This is a genomic window from Streptomyces sp. SID5464 (assembly GCF_009862985.1).
GTDB classification, from domain to species: domain Bacteria; phylum Actinomycetota; class Actinomycetes; order Streptomycetales; family Streptomycetaceae; genus Streptomyces; species Streptomyces chartreusis_D.
Genome location: NZ_WWIQ01000036.1, coordinates 19,347 through 36,374 on the forward strand (window position 1 = coordinate 19,347; position 17,028 = coordinate 36,374).

General features: G+C 70.4%; 15 protein-coding genes. 9 read left to right on the plus strand and 6 right to left on the minus strand.

From position 1 onward, the window contains the following. Window positions 1–65 precede the first annotated feature (65 nt). Entirely contained in the window at window positions 66–443 is a 378-nt protein-coding gene (locus tag GTY47_RS20005; RefSeq protein WP_010048581.1) for a hypothetical protein, read from the plus strand. Between the two features lie 35 nt (window positions 444–478). Here the strand turns inward: GTY47_RS20005 and GTY47_RS20010 are convergent, their stop codons facing one another. Beyond that, window positions 479–1,114 carry a TetR/AcrR family transcriptional regulator gene (locus tag GTY47_RS20010; protein ID WP_010048582.1) on the minus strand — a complete coding sequence of 212 codons (636 nt, stop codon included), beginning with the start codon at window positions 1,112–1,114 and terminating at the stop codon, window positions 479–481. 234 nt (window positions 1,115–1,348) lie between these two features. On the opposite strand from GTY47_RS20010, the gene GTY47_RS20015 reads away from it, so the two are divergent. The 4 genes from GTY47_RS20015 (at window position 1,349) to GTY47_RS20030 (ending at window position 5,605) form a co-directional block, all read left to right on the plus strand. Further along, window positions 1,349–2,323, plus strand: coding sequence for a tetratricopeptide repeat protein (locus GTY47_RS20015; RefSeq protein ID WP_010048583.1), 975 nt, complete (start codon window positions 1,349–1,351; stop codon window positions 2,321–2,323). Window positions 2,324–2,945: 622 nt separating this feature from the next. After that, window positions 2,946–3,578, plus strand: a complete 633-nt coding sequence (locus GTY47_RS20020) for a DUF6230 family protein (protein ID WP_010048584.1) — start codon at window positions 2,946–2,948, stop codon at window positions 3,576–3,578. Window positions 3,579–3,696: 118 nt separating this feature from the next. Continuing rightward, window positions 3,697–4,260, plus strand: coding sequence for a DUF6114 domain-containing protein (locus tag GTY47_RS20025; protein WP_010048585.1), 564 nt, complete (start codon window positions 3,697–3,699; stop codon window positions 4,258–4,260). Further along, window positions 4,250–5,605, plus strand: coding sequence for a hypothetical protein (locus tag GTY47_RS20030; protein ID WP_029181780.1), 1,356 nt, complete (start codon window positions 4,250–4,252; stop codon window positions 5,603–5,605). The genes GTY47_RS20025 and GTY47_RS20030 overlap by 11 nt, the downstream gene beginning before the upstream one ends. Before the next feature lie 104 nt (window positions 5,606–5,709). On the opposite strand, the gene pyk is transcribed toward GTY47_RS20030, so the two are convergent. From pyk to pta, 3 genes are all read right to left on the minus strand, one after another. Further along, a complete protein-coding gene (pyk, locus tag GTY47_RS20035) occupies window positions 5,710–7,137 on the minus strand; it encodes a pyruvate kinase (protein WP_010048589.1) in 1,428 nt (475 codons plus the stop codon). Window positions 7,138–7,211: 74 nt separating this feature from the next. Beyond that, a complete protein-coding gene (locus GTY47_RS20040; protein WP_010048590.1) occupies window positions 7,212–8,426 on the minus strand; it encodes an acetate kinase in 1,215 nt (404 codons plus the stop codon). Then, complete coding sequence (pta, locus tag GTY47_RS20045; protein ID WP_010048591.1) at window positions 8,423–10,525, minus strand: phosphate acetyltransferase; 2,103 nt, start codon at window positions 10,523–10,525, stop codon at window positions 8,423–8,425. Before pta ends, GTY47_RS20040 begins: the two co-directional genes overlap by 4 nt. Before the next feature lie 220 nt (window positions 10,526–10,745). Between pta and GTY47_RS20050 the strand changes: the two genes are divergently transcribed. Next, window positions 10,746–11,771: an ATP-dependent 6-phosphofructokinase gene (locus GTY47_RS20050; RefSeq protein ID WP_010048592.1), complete on the plus strand. Its 1,026-nt coding sequence runs from the start codon at window positions 10,746–10,748 to the stop codon at window positions 11,769–11,771. 20 nt (window positions 11,772–11,791) lie between these two features. Here the strand turns inward: GTY47_RS20050 and GTY47_RS20055 are convergent, their stop codons facing one another. Continuing rightward, window positions 11,792–12,529 carry a helix-turn-helix transcriptional regulator gene (locus GTY47_RS20055; protein WP_029181781.1) on the minus strand — a complete coding sequence of 246 codons (738 nt, stop codon included), beginning with the start codon at window positions 12,527–12,529 and terminating at the stop codon, window positions 11,792–11,794. Between the two features lie 186 nt (window positions 12,530–12,715). On the opposite strand from GTY47_RS20055, the gene GTY47_RS20060 reads away from it, so the two are divergent. Then, entirely contained in the window at window positions 12,716–13,165 is a 450-nt protein-coding gene (locus tag GTY47_RS20060; RefSeq protein WP_010048594.1) for a PPOX class F420-dependent oxidoreductase, read from the plus strand. 53 nt (window positions 13,166–13,218) lie between these two features. Here the strand turns inward: GTY47_RS20060 and GTY47_RS20065 are convergent, their stop codons facing one another. Beyond that, window positions 13,219–14,007 carry an IclR family transcriptional regulator gene (locus GTY47_RS20065; protein WP_029181782.1) on the minus strand — a complete coding sequence of 263 codons (789 nt, stop codon included), beginning with the start codon at window positions 14,005–14,007 and terminating at the stop codon, window positions 13,219–13,221. Window positions 14,008–14,158: 151 nt separating this feature from the next. Here GTY47_RS20065 and GTY47_RS20070 point away from each other — a divergent pair, with 151 nt between their 5' ends. Further along, entirely contained in the window at window positions 14,159–15,496 is a 1,338-nt protein-coding gene (locus GTY47_RS20070; RefSeq protein ID WP_010048599.1) for a gluconate:H+ symporter, read from the plus strand. A 44-nt stretch (window positions 15,497–15,540) separates the two neighbouring features. Continuing rightward, window positions 15,541–16,878, plus strand: coding sequence for an enolase C-terminal domain-like protein (locus GTY47_RS20075; RefSeq protein WP_010048600.1), 1,338 nt, complete (start codon window positions 15,541–15,543; stop codon window positions 16,876–16,878). Window positions 16,879–17,028: the final 150 nt, after the last annotated feature.

Here is a 17,028-nt window from a genome sequence, read left to right on the forward strand (position 1 = left end):
GTGAGCGGACCTCGTGCGGCACCATACCCCTCAGTGCACGATTCGCTGACGACTGGAGGACCTCCGTGGAGCCCATCACGGCCGGACTGCTCGTGGCTCTCGCCTCAGGGACGGCCGGTGCGGCCGGCGAACAGATCTGGGCGTCCCTGCGCGACCTGGTCACCCGGAGGGGACGCCGTGCGGGGGAAGAGGAGCCGGCGCTGCCCGCCGAGCCCCCGCGCACCGAGGAGCGGGCCGGGCAGCTCGCCGCGCTGCTCAACGCACGCGCCCGGCAGGACCCCGACTTCGCCGCGGCGCTGGAGGTCTGGCGGCGGCGGGCGGACGCGGAGGCCGGATCGCGGTCCGGGGACGTTCACAATGAGATCTCCGGCGGCACCCAGGGCACGGTGATCCAGGGCCGGGACATCCACGGCAACATCACCTTCGGCGGCGGTTCCTCCTGAGCGGGCCGCACTCCGGCGCGGCGGACGGGCCCGGCTCAGCCGGCGGCCGGGTGTGCGGCTTCTCCCGTCAGGCCCTTGAGCAGCACCAGGGTGAAGCCGCGGACCCACTCCTCGTCCACCGGCTGCCCGCTCACCAGCGTGCGGTGGACCACCGCTCCCGCCACCATGTCGAAGATCAGGTCCGCTGTGCGGGACGCCGTGACGGGATCCGGTTCGGGCGGCAGTTCGCCTCTCGCCCGGGCTCGGGATCTGCCCTCCACGACCAGGCGTTTCTGGCGGTCGACCACCGATTCGCGGATGCGTTCGCGCAGGGCGTCGTCGCGGGTGGCCTCCGCGACCACCGCCATCAGGCCGCTCTTCGCCTCGGGGCGGGCCAGGATGGCGGCGAACTGGAGGACGACGCCCTCGATGTCCGCGGCCAGTGAGCCGCTGTCCGGGAGCTCCAGTTCGTCGAAGAGTTCGGCGACCGCGTCGACGACCAGTTCGTTCTTGCCGGCCCAGCGGCGGTACAGCGTCGTCTTCGCAACCCCGGCGCGGGTCGCGACGTCTCCCAAGGTGAGCTTGGACCAGCCCAGTTCGACCAGCGCCGCCCGCGTCGCGGCCAGGATCGCGGCGTCCGCCGTGGCGCTGCGCGGGCGCCCGGTGCGGCTGGCTGGGCTGCGGCTGTGCATGTCCTGACCATAAACCGGCGGTTCCTGTGTGGCCGTGAGGGAGATCACCGGGAGGTGGTGTTCCGGCGGTTCGGTGTGGCATTACGCTACGACTCGTAGCGAAAGCCCGTGAGGGACGTACACGGGCTCGAGCGACCTGGCGTGGGGTGGGGACCCGGCGCCGAAGGGCACCCGACCGGCCCGGCTTCCACATCGTTTTTCACACGCGCGCGCAGTACGGGGGAGGATAGACGCATGCAGCCACGGAACATGTCCATGAGCGGAGTCGTCGACCTCGCCGCGGTGAAGGCGGCCCAGGAGGCCAAGGCGAAGGCGGAGCAGGCGCGGGCGCAAGCCGCCCGGGAAGGCGGCGCGGGGGCGATCTCCCCGGCCGACCTCGTCATCGACGTCGACGAGGCGGGGTTCGAGAGGGACGTCCTCCAGCGGTCCGCCGAGGTGCCCGTCGTCATCGACTTCTGGGCCGAGTGGTGTCAGCCCTGCAAGCAGCTGAGCCCGGTCCTGGAGCGGCTGGCCGTCGAGTACAACGGCCGCTTCCTGCTCGCCAAGATCGACGTCGACGCCAACCAGATGCTGATGCAGCAGTTCGGCATCCAGGGGATCCCGGCGGTGTTCGCGGTCGTCGCGGGGCAGGCGCTGCCGCTCTTCCAGGGGGCCGCGGGCGAGGCGCAGATCCGGCAGACGCTGGACCAGCTGGTGCAGGTCGCGGAGCAGCGCTTCGGTCTGACCGGCCTCACCGTCGACCCCGAGGCCGACCCGGGCGGCGCCCAGTCGGCTCCCGAGCGGCCGGCCGGTCCGTACGACGGGCTCCTCGAGGCCGCCGTGCAGGCGCTGGACTCGGGCGATCTGAGCGGTGCCGTCCAGGCCTACAAGAACGTACTGAGCGAGGACCCGGGCAACGAGGAGGCCAAACTGGGCCTCGCCCAGGCCGAGTTGCTCCAGCGGGTGCAGGGCGTCGACCCGCAGCGGGTGCGCAGGGACGCGGCCGAGAAGCCGGCCGACGTGCAGGCGCAGATCGCCGCCGCCGACCTGGATCTGGTGGGCGGCCATGTGGAGGACGCCTTCGGCCGGCTCATCGAGACCGTGGGGCGTACGGTGGGTGACGACCGGGACACCGTGCGGAAGCGGTTGCTGGAGCTGTTCGAGGTGGTCGGACCCGAGGATCCGCGGGTGGTCGCGGCCCGCAGGGCCCTGGCGCGGGCCCTGTTCTGACCAGTCGTTAAACACGCGGGCCTGTGGTGCCCATGTGAAGAATTTGCCGACAGAGCGTCACCGCGGCCGCGCTTTACCAAAACTTGGTAATCGCGGCCGCTGTTACTACGAGTAAGTCGTGGGCGTTGATCTGTCGGTTTCTGTCCAGCGATCAACAGCTTTGTACCGCCGTTCGACAACACCCTGTGTCGTCGTCCGAGACCGGGGGGTCGTTGTTCGGTTATCCCGCCGTTACTAGCCAGTAACGAACCCCCTTGTGCGGGCGGCGAGAATGCACCACGATCGGCCACGCTCGGTCCATTCCCGTACCCCGGCAGCCGGTTGGGTCGCGGGACGTCCTGGGTCCCCACCGAGCAGAGCCGGCGGCAGTGGCGCCGGCTCTTGGACAGGGGGGTCTTCGCCCGTCCGGCGAAGCCTGTCCAGCAGGGTTGTGCGTGATGCGTGTCAGGCGCGACCAGTGGTTGTCGCTCGGGGGTGATCGCCGGTGATTCGGGCGCTAGTTGCGCCGCCGAGTGCAGGCGCTCTCCTTCCCGAGGACGTAGCACTTCTCCCATCCCTGCCCGGCTGAGCCGCGACTCGGGGCGAGCCAGGACAGGAGATGTACGTCCGAGAAGGAGGAAATATGGAGTCCCAGGTGCGTGGCGGGACCAGATGGAAGCGGTTCGCTGTGGTCATGGTGCCCAGCGTCGCCGCCACGGCTGCGATAGGTGTCGCCCTCGCGCAGGGCGCTCTCGCCGCGTCGTTCAGCGTCTCCGGGCAGTCGTTCAAGGTCACGACGAAGGAACTCGTCGGTGAGGGCTTCTCGCAGTACGGCGCCCTCGACGAGGGGTACACGCTCGACGGCAAGAAGGCTGTGCACCCGGTCGCGGTCTCGTCGTTCAAGACGGCGACGATCAAGGACCTGTGCCAGTCGGTCGTCACCCCGAACATTCCGGTGCTCGGGAACGTCAGCCTGATCCTGCGTGCCGGCCAGGGTGCGAAGCCGGTCGAGGCGCAGAACCTCTACATCGATGTCGCCGACCTCAGCGCCGACGCGACGTTCGAGAACATCGACATCGGTGTGGCCGCCAAGGACGCCAACAAGGGTCCGGCCATGAGGAAGGGCGAGACGTCGAACCCGTACGGCTTCGCCCAGCAGGCGGACCGGGCGACCCTGTCCGACGTGAAGCAGACGGCGTGGGCGACCACCGCCGGAACCTTCAAGCTCAGCGGCCTGAAGATGTCGCTGTCGACGGGTGTCAAGGAGTGCTACTAAGCACTCGATGACGGGCGGGGGAGCCGGTGGCGCCCCCGCCCGTCCACCTTCCGGCCGGGCCTTCACGGACGGCCCACATCACCACCACAGCAACGCCGTACCAGGGAGCTGTTTTTCCATGAGCGCCGAGACTCCTGCCGCAGACGGCCAGTTCACTCTCCGGAGGCAGCAGTTCCGCGCCTGGCGGGGTACGCGGCCGTTCTGGGCCGGGCTGTTCGTCCTGCTCAGCGGACTGCCCATCGCCTACTTCCCGTACGCGAACCTCCAGATCGGTCACCTGACGCTGGCGATGGCGACCACCGCGGGTGCCGGTTCCCTGATCATCGGCGTGCTGCTCGTCGTGCTGGGCGTCAGCCTCTGGTTCCAGAAGCACGTCCGGGTCTTCGCGGGTGTCGCGGCGATCCTGCTGGCGCTGGTGTCCATCCCCGTGTCCAACCTCGGCGGCTTCCTCATCGGCTTCCTCCTCGCCCTCGTGGGCGGGGCGATGGCCGTCGCCTGGGCGCCGGGCCCGCCGCCCGCGGGGCAGCTCGCCAGCCACGCGACCACGGGCACGGGCGATGCTCCCGACGCCATGGACCACGACACCACGGTGCTCAAGCCCGTGGACGGGGTGGGCGAGCCGAACGATCTGTCAGGAACGAACCCGGCCAACGGGGCGAACGGGAGGCACAGTGCCGGCTGACGAGGTGACCCACGGGGCTGATGTGGAGGCGTCCCGTGTGAGAACCGGGCCGCGCCACGCGGCACCCAAGAAGCCGCTGTTCACCAGGTTCAACAGGCCCGCGGGCAAGGCGATAGCCATGGCGGCGATGCCGACCGCGGTCCTCATGGGCATGGGCTTCACATCCACGCTCGCCATCGCCGACAGCAACAACCCGGCGACGCCGACGTCGAAGAGCCTGACGGCCGACGAGTACAAGGAGTGCGTGGCGGCCCTGGAGGACGCCAAGGACCCCAAGGGCGACGACTCCGCCTCGCCCACGCCGTCCCCCTCGGCGAGCGACGGGGCGAAGGACGAGAACGCCGGCAAGGGCGAGACGGCTCCCACCCCGTCCCCCTCGGCCCCCGAGGGCGGCACGGGCGCGGACAAGGGCGATTCCTCTTCGTCGGATTCAGGTTCCGACGACAAGGGCGAGCCCGAGCCGTCCCCGTCCCCGAGCACGCCCGGCGGCGACTCGGCCGCCACGCCGTCCCCCTCGCCGTCCGAGAGCGGCGGCAACGTGCTGGAGGACATCGGCGACGCCATCTCGGGCATCTTCGACGGCGGGAACAAGGCCGGCACGAGCCCGAGCCCCACCCCGTCCGCCTCGGCGTCCGAGAGCACCGAGAAGACGGGCGACGACGCCGCCGGCACGGTGAAGGACACGACCGAGAAGGCCACCGGCACGGTCGAGGACACCGTCAAGGACACCGCCGACAAGGCGTCCAAGGCGGCCGAGGACACCGGCAAGGCCGTCGAGAAGGCGGCGGAGCAGGCCGGGAAGGCGGCGGAGCAGGCCGGGGAGGCCACCGCCTCGCCCAGCCCGTCCCCGAGCTCCACCACGGACGCCGAGGACTGCCCGGCCGCCACGGACGCCGAGGGCGGCGTCGACAACAAGGTGCCGCTGCCCGACGACCCGTGGTTCCTCAACGCCAGCTCGCTGACGCTGAAGGGCGCCGACTACAAGGGCGTCGTCGAGGTGCGCACCGCCAACGGCACCGTCAAGAAGGTCCTGAAGTACGTCATCTCCGGCGGCACCGACATCGGTGACCTCCACCAGACGGTCAAGGACAAGCAGTCCGGCAAGACCTACCACGTGCAGGCGGCCAAGGGCTCGACGTCCACGATCCGCGACGGCGACACGGTGATGTACACGGAGAGCATCTCCGGGAACCTGCTCGGACTGATCCCGATCACGTTCGACCCGGAGCACCCGCCGCCGCTGAACATCCCGCTGATCTACTTCACCAACGTGAAGGTCCAGCAGGCCGGCCAGTTCGGCGGGACCCTGCACGTGCCCGGGCTGCACAACTACATCACCGACTGAAGCCCCCTCAAAGCCCGTTCGGGAGCCGCAGACGCCGAGGGCGCCCCCTGACCCCAGGGGGCGCCCTCGGCGCCGTACACGGGCCCTCAGGCCCTTTCCACCGGTCAGCTCTTGGCGCCGCCCAGGTGGTGGACGCGCACCATGTTGGTGGTGCCGGGGACGCCGGGGGGCGAACCGGCGGTGATGACCACGATGTCGCCCTCGTTGAAGCGGTTCAGCTTCACCATCTCCTGGTCCACCAGGTCGACCATCTCGTCGGTGCTGTTCACGAACGGCACGACGTGCGGCTCCACGCCCCAGCTGAGCGCCAGCTGGTTGCGGGTGGACTCGTCCGTGGTGAACGCGATGATGGGCTGGACGGCGCGGTAGCGGCACAGCCGGCGGGCGGTGTCACCGGACTGGGTGAAGGCCACCAGGCCCCGGCCGCCGAGGAAGTCGGCGATCTCGCACGCGGCCCGGGCCACCGAACCGCCCTGCGTGCGCGGCTTCTTGCCCGGCACGAGCGGCTGGAGCCCCTTGGACATCAGTTCCTGCTCGGCCGCGGTGACGATCTTCGACATCGTCTTGACGGTCTCGATCGGGTACGCGCCCACGCTCGACTCGGCGGACAGCATGACCGCGTCGGCGCCGTCCAGGATCGCGTTGGCCACGTCGGAGGCCTCGGCGCGGGTCGGACGGGAGTTGGTGATCATCGACTCCATCATCTGGGTCGCCACGATCACCGGCTTGGCGTTGCGCCGGCACAGCTCGATCAGGCGCTTCTGCACCATGGGGACCTTTTCGAGCGGGTACTCGACGGCGAGGTCACCGCGGGCGACCATCACGCCGTCGAACGCCATCACGACGTCCTCCATGTTCTGCACCGCCTGCGGCTTCTCCACCTTGGCGATGACCGGGACGCGGCGGCCCTCCTCGTCCATGACGCGGTGCACGTCCGCGACGTCCTTGGCGTCCCGGACGAACGACAGCGCTACCAGGTCGCAGCCCATGCGGAGGGCGAAGCGGAGATCCTCGATGTCCTTCTCGGACAGGGCCGGCACGTTGACGGCCGCGCCGGGCAGGTTGATGCCCTTGTGGTCGGAGATGACGCCGCCCTCGATGACGATCGTCCTCACCCGGGGGCCCTCGACCTCGGTGACCTTCAGCTCGACGTTGCCGTCGTTGATCAGGACCTGGTCGCCCTTGGTCACGTCGCCGGGCAGGCCCTTGTAGGTCGTCCCGCAGATCGTCTTGTCGCCCGGGACGTCCTCGGTGGTGATGGTGAACTCGTCACCCCGGACCAGCTCCACGGGACCCTCGGCGAAGGTCTCCAGACGGATCTTGGGGCCTTGGAGGTCGGCGAGGACCCCGATGGCCCGGCCGGTCTCCTTGGCGGCGGCACGGACCCGGTCGTACCGGCCCTGGTGCTCGGCGTGCGTGCCGTGGCTGAAGTTGAAGCGGGCCACGTTCATGCCGGCCTCGATCAGCGCGACAAGCTGCTCGTGGGAGTCGACCGCGGGGCCGAGAGTACAGACGATTTTCGAACGGCGCATGGGGGCGATCCTATCGGTTTGTTTCGCAACGGAATATTCCGTCTGGCGGAAAATACAAAAGGGCGGGATGCCGCTCAGGTGTGATTCCCCGAACCAATTACCAGCGCGTAGGTCTGTGTCGCGATCTCCAATTCCTCGTCGGTGGGCACCACCGCCACCGCGACCCGGGCGCCCTCGGGCGAGATCAGCCGCGCCTCGTCGCCGCGTACGGCGTTGCGCTCGCCGTCCACCGCGAGACCCAGCTCCTCCAGGCCCGCCAGGGCGGCCTCCCGCACGGGCGCCGCGTTCTCGCCGACACCGGCGGTGAAGGCCACCGCGTCCACCCGTCCGAGTACGGCGTAATAGGCGCCGATGTACTTCTTCAGGCGGTGAATGTAGATGTCGAACGCCAGCTCCGCCTGCTCGTCGCCCTCGTCGACGCGGCGGCGGATCTCCCTCATGTCGTTGTCGCCGCACAGACCGATCAGACCGCTCTTCTTGTTGAGAAGAGTGTCGATCTCGTCGGCGGACATTCCACCAACACGCATCAAATGGAAGATGACGGCCGGGTCCATGTCTCCCGAGCGCGTACCCATCACGAGCCCCTCCAAAGGCGTCAGGCCCATGGAGGTGTCCACGCAACGACCGCCCCGCACGGCAGAGGCGGACGCCCCGTTGCCCAGGTGCAGCACGATCACGTTCGTCTCGGCGGGGTCCTTGCCGAGCAGCTCGGCGGTGGCCCGGGAGACGTAGGCGTGCGAGGTGCCGTGGAAGCCGTAGCGGCGGATGCGGTGCTCGTCGGCCGTCTTCACGTCGATCGCGTAGCGGGCGGCCGACTCCGGCATCGTCGTGTGGAAGGCGGTGTCGAAGACGGCGACCTGTGGCAGGTCCGGCCGCAGCGCCTGCGCCGTGCGGATCCCGGTGAGGTTGGCCGGGTTGTGCAGCGGGGCGACGGGGATGAGCCGCTCGATCTCGGCGAGCACGGTTTCGTCGATCACGGTCGGCTCGGTGAAGAACTTGCCGCCGTGCACCACGCGGTGCCCGATCGCGGCCAGTTCGGGCGAGTCCAGGCCGAGGCCGTCCTTGGCGAGCTCCTCGGCGACGGCCTTCAGGGCGGCGTCGTGGTCGGCGATCGCCCCGCCGCGCTCCCGGCTCTCGCCGCCGGCCGGGGTGTGCTTCAGCCGGGAGGTCTGCTCGCCGATGCGTTCGACCAGACCCACCGCCAGCCGGCCGTTGTCGCGCATGTCGAGCAGCTGGTACTTCACCGACGAGGAGCCGGAGTTGAGGACGAGGACACGGGACGGGCTCACTGGGCGGTTGCCTTCTCGCTCGGGGACGGGGCGGGGGACTGGGCCTGGATCGCCGTGATGGCGACCGTGTTGACGATGTCCTGGACGAGGGCGCCACGGGACAGGTCGTTGACCGGCTTGCGCAGACCCTGGAGCACCGGGCCGACGGCGATCGCTCCGGCCGAGCGCTGCACGGCCTTGTAGGTGTTGTTGCCGGTGTTCAGGTCGGGGAAGATCAGCACGCTCGCCTGTCCGGCGACCTCGGAGCCGGGCAGCTTGGTCGCCGCGACCGACGGCTCCACGGCGGCGTCGTACTGGATCGGGCCCTCGATCTTCAGGTCGGGCCGGCGCGCGCGCACCAGCTCGGTGGCCTCGCGCACCTTGTCGACGTCGGCGCCGGAGCCGGACGTGCCCGTGGAGTACGACAGCATCGCGATCCGCGGCTCCACGCCGAACCGCTCGGCCGTGGCCGCCGACTGGATGGCGATGTCGGCGAGCTGCTCGGCGTTCGGGTCCGGGTTCACCGCGCAGTCGCCGTAGACGAGGACCTTGTCGGCCAGGCACATGAAGAACACCGACGAGACGATGTCGGCGTCCGGCCTGGTCTTGATGATCTCGAAGGCCGGGCGGATGGTCGCGGCCGTGGAGTGCACCGAGCCGGACACCATGCCGTCGGCGAGGCCCTCCTGCACCATCAGCGTGCCGAAGTAGTTCACGTCGGAGACCACGTCGTACGCCAGCTCCACGGTGACGCCCCGGTGGGCGCGCAGGGCCGCGTACTTCTCGGCGAAGGCGTCGCGCAGGTCGGAGGCGGCCGGGTCGATCAGCTGGGACTCGCCGAGGTCGATGCCGAGGTCGGCGGCCTTCTTGCGGATCTGGTCGACGGGGCCGAGCAGGGTCAGCTCGCACACGCCCCGGCGCAGCAGCACCTCGGCGGCGTGCAGCACGCGCTCCTCGGTGCCCTCGGGGAGGACGACCCGGCGCAGGTCGGAGCGGGCCTGCTCCAGCAGCTTGTGCTCGAACATCATCGGCGTGACGCGGTCGCTGCTCGGAGCGGAGACGCGGTGCGCGAGGTCGGCGGTGTCGGCGTACCGCTCGAACAGGCCGAGCGCCCGCTCCGCCTTGCGCGGGGTGGCCGCGTTGAGCTTCCCCTCAAGGGAGAACAGCTGCTCGGCGGTGGGGAAGCTGGTGCCGGCCACCGACAGCACCGGCGTGCCCGGTGCGAGGCGCTCGGCGAGCGTGAGGATGTCGGTGCCGGGCACCTCGTCCAGGGTGAGGAGCACGCCCGCTATCGGCGGGGTGCCGGCGCTGTGCGCGGCGAGCGCGCCGACGACCAGGTCGGCGCGGTCCCCCGGCGTGACGACGAGGCAGCCCGGGGTCAGGGCGCCCAGGAAGTTCGGCAGCATCGCCCCGCCGAAGACGAAGCCGAGCACGTCCCGGGCCAGCCCCGAGTCGTCGCCCAGCACCACCTTGGCGCCGAGGGTGTGGCCGATCTGCGAGACCGTCGGGGCGGACAGCGCGGGCTCGTCGGGCAGGACGTAACACGGCACGGGGAGCCGGGAGCCGAGCTGGGCGGCGATCTCGTCGCGGTCCTCGCGGGCCACCCGGTTGGCGACCATGGCCAGGACGTCGCAGCCCAGCGTGTCGTAGGCCCGGTAGGCGTTGCGCGTCTCGGCGAGCACCGACTCGACGGTCTGCTTGCGGCCGCCCACGACCGGGATCACGGACGCGCCGAACTCGTTCGCCAGCCGGGCGTTGAGCGCCAGCTCGTCCGGGAGCTGGGTGCCGGCGTAGTCGGTGCCGAGGACCAGGACCACGTCGTAGTCGCGGGCGACCAGGTGGAAGCGGTCGACGAGCGTGGACACCAGCTCGTCCGTGCCGGCCTCGGCCTGGAGGGCGGACGCCTCGTGGTAGTCCATGCCGTAGACGGTCGCCGGGTCCTGGGCGAGCCGGTAGCGGGCGCGCAACAGCTCGAAGAGGCGGTCGGGCCCGTCATGGACGAGGGGACGGAAGACGCCCACCCGGTCGACCTGCCGGGTGAGGAGCTCCATGACCCCCAGTTCGACGACCTGGCGGCCGTCGCCGCGGTCGATGCCGGTCACGTACACGCTGCGGGTCACGCGCGCTCTCCGTTTCGTCGTGAGTGGGGGTACATATCAAGCCAACGGCTATCCAGCCACGGGCACAAAAATCGCCCACCGAGGTGAGCAGAACCCTCTTGACAATACCTCCGCCGATAGATAAGGCGCCCATCAGTCCAGGGTGCGGCACCCGGCTGTGGAGCGTGAAACAATCGGCAGAGGCTCACCGGTATCAACAGCGAGCAGGAGACACAGCACGATGCGTATCGGAGTTCTCACCGCAGGCGGCGACTGCCCCGGCCTGAACGCCGTGATCCGGTCGGTCGTGCACCGGGCGGTCGACAACTACGGCGACGAGGTCATCGGCTTCGAGGACGGTTACTCGGGACTGCTGGACGGCCGCTACCGCACCCTCGACCTGAACGCGGTCAGCGGCATCCTGGCCCGCGGCGGCACGATCCTGGGGTCGTCCCGGCTGGAGCGCGACCGGCTCCGCGAGGCCTGCGAGAACGCCTCCGACATGATCCACGAGTTCGGCATCGACGCGCTGATCCCGATCGGCGGCGAGGGCACCCTGACGGCGGCCCGCATGCTGTCCGACGCGGGTCTGCCGGTGGTCGGCGTCCCGAAGACGATCGACAACGACATCTCGTCGACCGACCGCACCTTCGGCTTCGACACGGCGGTCGGGGTCGCCACCGAGGCGATGGACCGCCTGAAGACCACCGCCGAGTCCCACCAGAGGGTGATGGTGGTGGAGGTCATGGGGCGCCACGCCGGCTGGATCGCGCTGGAGTCCGGCATGGCGGCCGGTGCGCACGGGATCTGTCTGCCGGAGCGGCCGTTCGATCCGGCCGATCTCGTGAAGATGGTCGAGGAGCGCTTCGCCCGCGGCAAGAAGTTCGCGGTCGTCTGCGTCGCCGAGGGCGCCCACCCGGCCGAGGGCACCATGGACTACGGCAAGGGCGCGATCGACAAGTTCGGCCACGAGCGATTCCAGGGCATCGGCACCGCACTCGCCCACGAGCTGGAGCGACGGCTCGGCAAGGAGGCCAAGCCGGTCATTCTCGGCCACGTCCAGCGCGGCGGCTCACCGACCGCGTACGACCGGGTGCTCGCCACCCGGTTCGGCTGGCACGCGGTGGAGGCCGCGCACCAGGGGCAGTTCGGCAGGATGACCGCGCTGCGCGGCACGGACATCGTGATGGTGCCGCTCGCGGAGGCCGTGACCGAGCTGAAGACCGTCCCGAAGGACCGGATGGACGAGGCCGAGTCGGTCTTCTAGAGGGCCGGGCGCGGACACCCCTAGGCCGGGCTCTCCTGGATTCTCGTCCAGAAGTGCTCGACGATCCGGTCGAGGAAGTCGCGGGCGGCGTCGCCGGCGTCGCTGCTGCCGCCGCCCCAGCTCAGGGTGGCGGCCATGTGCCCCTGGTAGTCCTGGTGCAGCCCCTGGAGGGCGCCCTCCAGGAACGGCCGGTCCAGGGGCACGACCTTGGCCACCGGGCGCACGTAGGCCTGCCAGCGGGTGGTGACGGCGTTGCGCAGCAGGTCGCCGAGTCTGGCGTCGCGGCCCGTGACGGTGACGAAGTCGGGCAGGCCGAGGCCGAGCAGATCGGCGAGGGCGGCGGACTGGCGGTCGGTGCCGCGCCAGTTGTCGGTCTCCTCCATCCGCAGATACGCGTGGAGTTCGTGCCCCACGGCACGGGCCACGTCCTCGGGGGCGAGACCGCGGGCGATGCGGTGCTCGCGCAGGGTGCGGGGCCTGCCGATGAGTTCGCCGGGCGAGCACCACAACGTCCCTGCGAGGGCGGTCAGTTCGGAGGCGGACGGGGCCGCCGCCCCGCGTTCCCAGGCCATGACGTGGTCCGGGGTAATGTGGGGGTGCCCGTAGGAGACACGCATGCCGTAGGCGACGTGCTCGGGTGTCATGCCGAGGGCCGCGCGCAGCCGGCGGGCGGCGGGGGCGTTGAAGGGCGGGGGCGTCGGGGTGGCGGGCACGAGGTGGGGTGTGGGCTGGCTCGGGCGGGCTGAAGGTCGGCGCACGGGCCACAAGCTAGGGGCGCGGGGCTGCGGTGACTACGGTCTGTTCAGCCAGGAACACGGATTGTAGGAACCTACGGCTACCAGCGGGTTCGACCGGGGCCGAAGATCGTCTGTCGGCCGGGGCGGGGGTGCGGCGAGGATGGCACCGGGCCTGGTGAGCGTGGGCCCGGAAAGGCGGCCACTCAGGTGAACGGCAAGCTCAGCGGGCATATTCGCGAGCGTCTCCGCGCGGCGAACTTCTGGCATCTCGCGACGGTGGGTGCGGACGGTGCGCCCCAGGTGTCGCCCATGTGGGCGGACATCGAAGGGGAGTACGTCATGGTCAACACGTCCGTCGGGCGGGTGAAGGAAGAGAACCTGCGGCGCAATCCGTACGTTTCGCTGTCCCACCACGATCCCGGGAACCCGTACGACCGGGCGGAGATCCGGGGGAAGGTCGTCCGGTTCGTGGAGGGCGAGGAGGCGGAGCGGGCGATGGACCGGCTCGCGCGGAAGTACCTCGGGGAGGACCGGTACCCGTGGCTGCTGCCCGGGGAGCGCCGGGTGATGCTGCTGATCGAGCCGACGCGGGTGCGCAGGCTCGAAGGTGTGGAGCCGTTCCGGGCCGGGGTCCTGCCGGACGGGGCGGCCGGCTGAAGGACCCCGTCATGGGGCGTGGAGTCGACGGGCACCCGCTTAGGGGATGCCCGTCAGCGCCAGTCGGGTGTGTCCGGTGCCGGCGGTAGGCGGGATTCGATCCTCGCCCGGATGTCCCGCATCACGGAGACGATGCGGGCCTCGTGCTCCGGGGTCAGCCGGGCCACCGGGACCGAGCAGCTGATGGCGTCGACGACCGGTGTGCCGTAGCGCAGCGCGAAGCCGAAGCCGGCGATGCCGGGCACCGTCTCCTCGCGGTCGACGGAGTAGCCGCGCTCGCGCACCCGGGCCAGGTCGGCGAGGAGCGCCGCCCGGTCGGTGTGGGTGTTCTCCGTGAGCGCGGTCAACGGCCACTTCGTGAACGGCAGTTCTTCGTCGGCGCGCTCCGCGAGCAGTGCCTTGCCGAGCGCGCCGGCGTGGGCCGGGACGCGACGGCCGACCCGGCTGATGGTCCGCAGGTACTCGTGGGACTCGCGGGTGGCGAGGTAGACGACGTCCGGGCCGTCGAGCCGGGCCAGGTGGATCGTCTCGCCGAGCGCGTCCGACGCCTCGTCGAGATACGGACGGACCAGCCGGACCCGCCGGTCCCCGTCCAGGTAACCGGTGCCGGTGAGCAGCGCACGGATCCCGATGCCGTAGAGGGAGCCGGTGGCGTCGGTGCGGACCCAGCCGGCGTCGACGAGTGTCCGGAGCAGCTGGTACATGCTGCTGCGCGGCACGCCCAGGTCCTCCGAGAGCTGGTCGAGGCGCGAGGGCTGCTCGCCCCGCTCGGCGAGCAGTTCCAGCAGCGCGACGGTCCGGGCCGCCGACTTCACACCGCGGACCCCTCTGCTCTCCTGCATGGGCTCATCGTAGGTCCGCAGCAATCTGTGATCGCCCGGCCATTGACCCGGCACGTTCACCCACTTAGCCTCCATCTGCATACGTGGACGCCATCTGCATATAGGGACGTCTGCATATGGGGATGGGACACCGGTTCAAAGGGGAACTGCCTTGCCTCTGCTCGTAGTCGGGATCAGCGTTCTGGCTCTGCTTCTCCTCATGACCAGGCTGAGACTCAACGGTTTCGCGGCCCTGCTGCTCGTGGCGGTCGGGGTCGCACTGGTCCGGGGGATTCCGGTGGCGACCATCCCGGACGTCCTCTCCGAGGGCATCGGGGACCAGATCGGCGACACCATGCTGACCATCGGGCTCGGCGCCATGGTCGGCCGCGTGATGGGGGACGCCGGCGCCGCACAGCGCATAGCCGGCAAACTCCTCGACGCCTTCGGACCGCGGTGGGTCCAGGTCGCCATGGTGGTCACGTCCATGCTGATCGGCGTGACCATGTTCTACGAGGTCGCGTTCGTCATCATCGTGCCCATCGCGTTCACCCTGGTCTGGGTGACCGGGGCGAAGCTGCTGTGGGTCGGCCTGCCGATGTCCATCGCCCTGTCCACCATGCACAGTTTCCTGCCGCCGCACCCCGGGCCCACCGCCGTCGCCGCGGCCTTCCACGCCTCCGTCGGACTGACGCTGTTCTACGGTCTGTTCGTCGCCGTGCCCGCCGGTGCGCTCATCGCCCTGACCTGGCCCCGTCTTCCGTTCGTCGCGAGGATGACCCCGGCCATCCCCAAGGGCCTGGTCAGCGATCGCGAGTTCACCGACGAGGAGATGCCGGGCCTCGGCTGGTCGCTGTTCGTGGCGCTGTTCCCGGTGGTGCTGATCGTGGCCGCCGCCGTGACCGACATGGCCGCCTCGGGCGACAGCCCCTTCCTGCACGCCGTCGCCTTCGTCGGGTCGGCGCCGATCGCCCTGCTGCTGACCCTGTGCCTGGCGGTCTGGGCGTTCGGACCGCGGATCGGGCGCAGCCTGAGCGACGTCGGCGCCTCCTGCGGCTCGGCGGCCCAGGCCATGGCGATGATCCTGCTGGTGATCGGCGCGGGCGGGGCCTTCAAGAACGTCCTCGTCGAGGGCGGGATCTCCGACTACATCAAGGACGTCACGGACGGCTGGTCCATCTCGCCGATCGTCCTCGCCTGGCTCGTCGCCGTCATCCTCCGCATCGCGCTCGGCTCGGCCACCGTCGCCGTCGTCACGGCCTCCGGCGTGGCACTGCCCCTCCTGGCGGGCAGCGGGGTGCACCCGGAGGTCATGGTGCTGGCCGTCGCCTGCGGCTCCATCGCCTTCTCCCACGTCAACGACCCGGGGTTCTGGCTGTTCAAGGAGTACTTCAACCTCTCCGTCATCGAGGCGATCAAGGTCCGTACGTCCTATACGACCGTGCTCGCCGTGCTCGGCCTGGGCGGCGTGCTGGCGGTCGAGTGGGTCCTCGACGCCCTCAGTCTCTGAACCATGTCGATTCAGCCTTCACAAGCCTTCAGAAGGGGCACCCGATGAGCAGCGGACCGCAGCCGACCGTCACGGCCTTCGCCGTCTACCCCGTCGCGGGCCGGGACAGCATGGAGCTGAACCTCTCCGGCGCGCACGGCCCGTACTTCACCCGCAACATCGTCGTCCTCACCGACTCCGAGGGGCGTACCGGGCTGGGGGAGGTGCCCGGCGGGGAGAAGATCACGCGGACGCTGCGGGACGCCGAGTCGCTGGTCGTCGGGGCGAAGGTGGGGGACTACAAGCGGGTGCTGCGCGAGATCGGCGAGCGGTTCGCCGACCGGGACGCCGGGGGGCGGGGTGTCCAGACCTTCGACCTGCGGACCACCGTCCATACGGTGACCGCGGTCGAGTCGGCGCTGCTCGATCTTCTCGGGCAGCATCTGGACGTGCCCGTGGCGGCGCTCCTGGGTGACGGGCAGCAGCGGGACTCCGTGCGGGTGCTGGGGTACCTCTTCTACGTCGGTGACCCGGACCGTACGGATCTGGAGTACGTCCGGGAGCCCGACTCGTCCGTGGCGTGGTACCGGGTGCGGCACGAGGAGGCGCTGTCGCCGGAGGCGATCGTGCGCCAGGCGGAGGCGGCCTACGAGCACTACGGTTTCCGGGACTTCAAGCTCAAGGGAGGTGTGCTGGCGGGGGCCGAGGAGGTCGCGGCGGTGCGCGCTCTCAAGTCGCGTTTTCCCGGGGCGCGGATCACCCTGGACCCGAACGGGGCGTGGTCGCTGCGGGAGGCGGTCGAGCTGTGCCGGCCGTTGGTGGGCACGCTCGCGTACGCCGAGGATCCCTGCGGGGCGGAGGGCGGTTACTCCGGGCGGGAGATCCTCGCGGAGTTCCGCCGGGCCACGGGGTTGCCGACGGCGACGAACATGATCGCGACCGACTGGCGTCAGATGGCCCATGCCCTGGCTCTCCAGTCGGTCTCCATTCCGCTGGCCGATCCGCACTTCTGGACCATGCAGGGGTCGGTGCGGGTGGCGCAGTTGTGCAACGCGATGGGGCTGACCTGGGGGTGTCACTCCAACAACCACTTCGACATCTCCCTGGCGATGGTGACGCACTGCGGGGCGGCGGCGCCGGGGGAGTACAACGCGCTGGACACGCACTGGATCTGGCAGGAGGGGCTGGAGCGGTTGACGGTCGAGCCGCCCCGCATCGTGGGCGGGGAGGTGGCTGTTCCGGACGCGCCGGGGTTGGGTGTGCGGCTCGATACGGACCGCTTGCTGGCGGCGCACGAGCTGTATCGGGAGAAGGCGCTGGGGGCGCGGGACGATGCGGTGGGGATGCGGTACCTGATCCCGGGGTGGGAGTTCGACGCGAAGCGGCCGTGTCTGGTGCGGTAGCACGCCGTGGGTGGTGCGGGGTGCCTGCGGCGGCCTGTGCGGCTTCGGTGGGGGTGGGCGTAGCGCCTCCGCGGCGGTGGTGGGTCGGGCGTACGCGGGTGCGGGTGCGGGTTCGCTTAGCTGCGGGCAGTCGTGCCGCTCGGGGCGGCA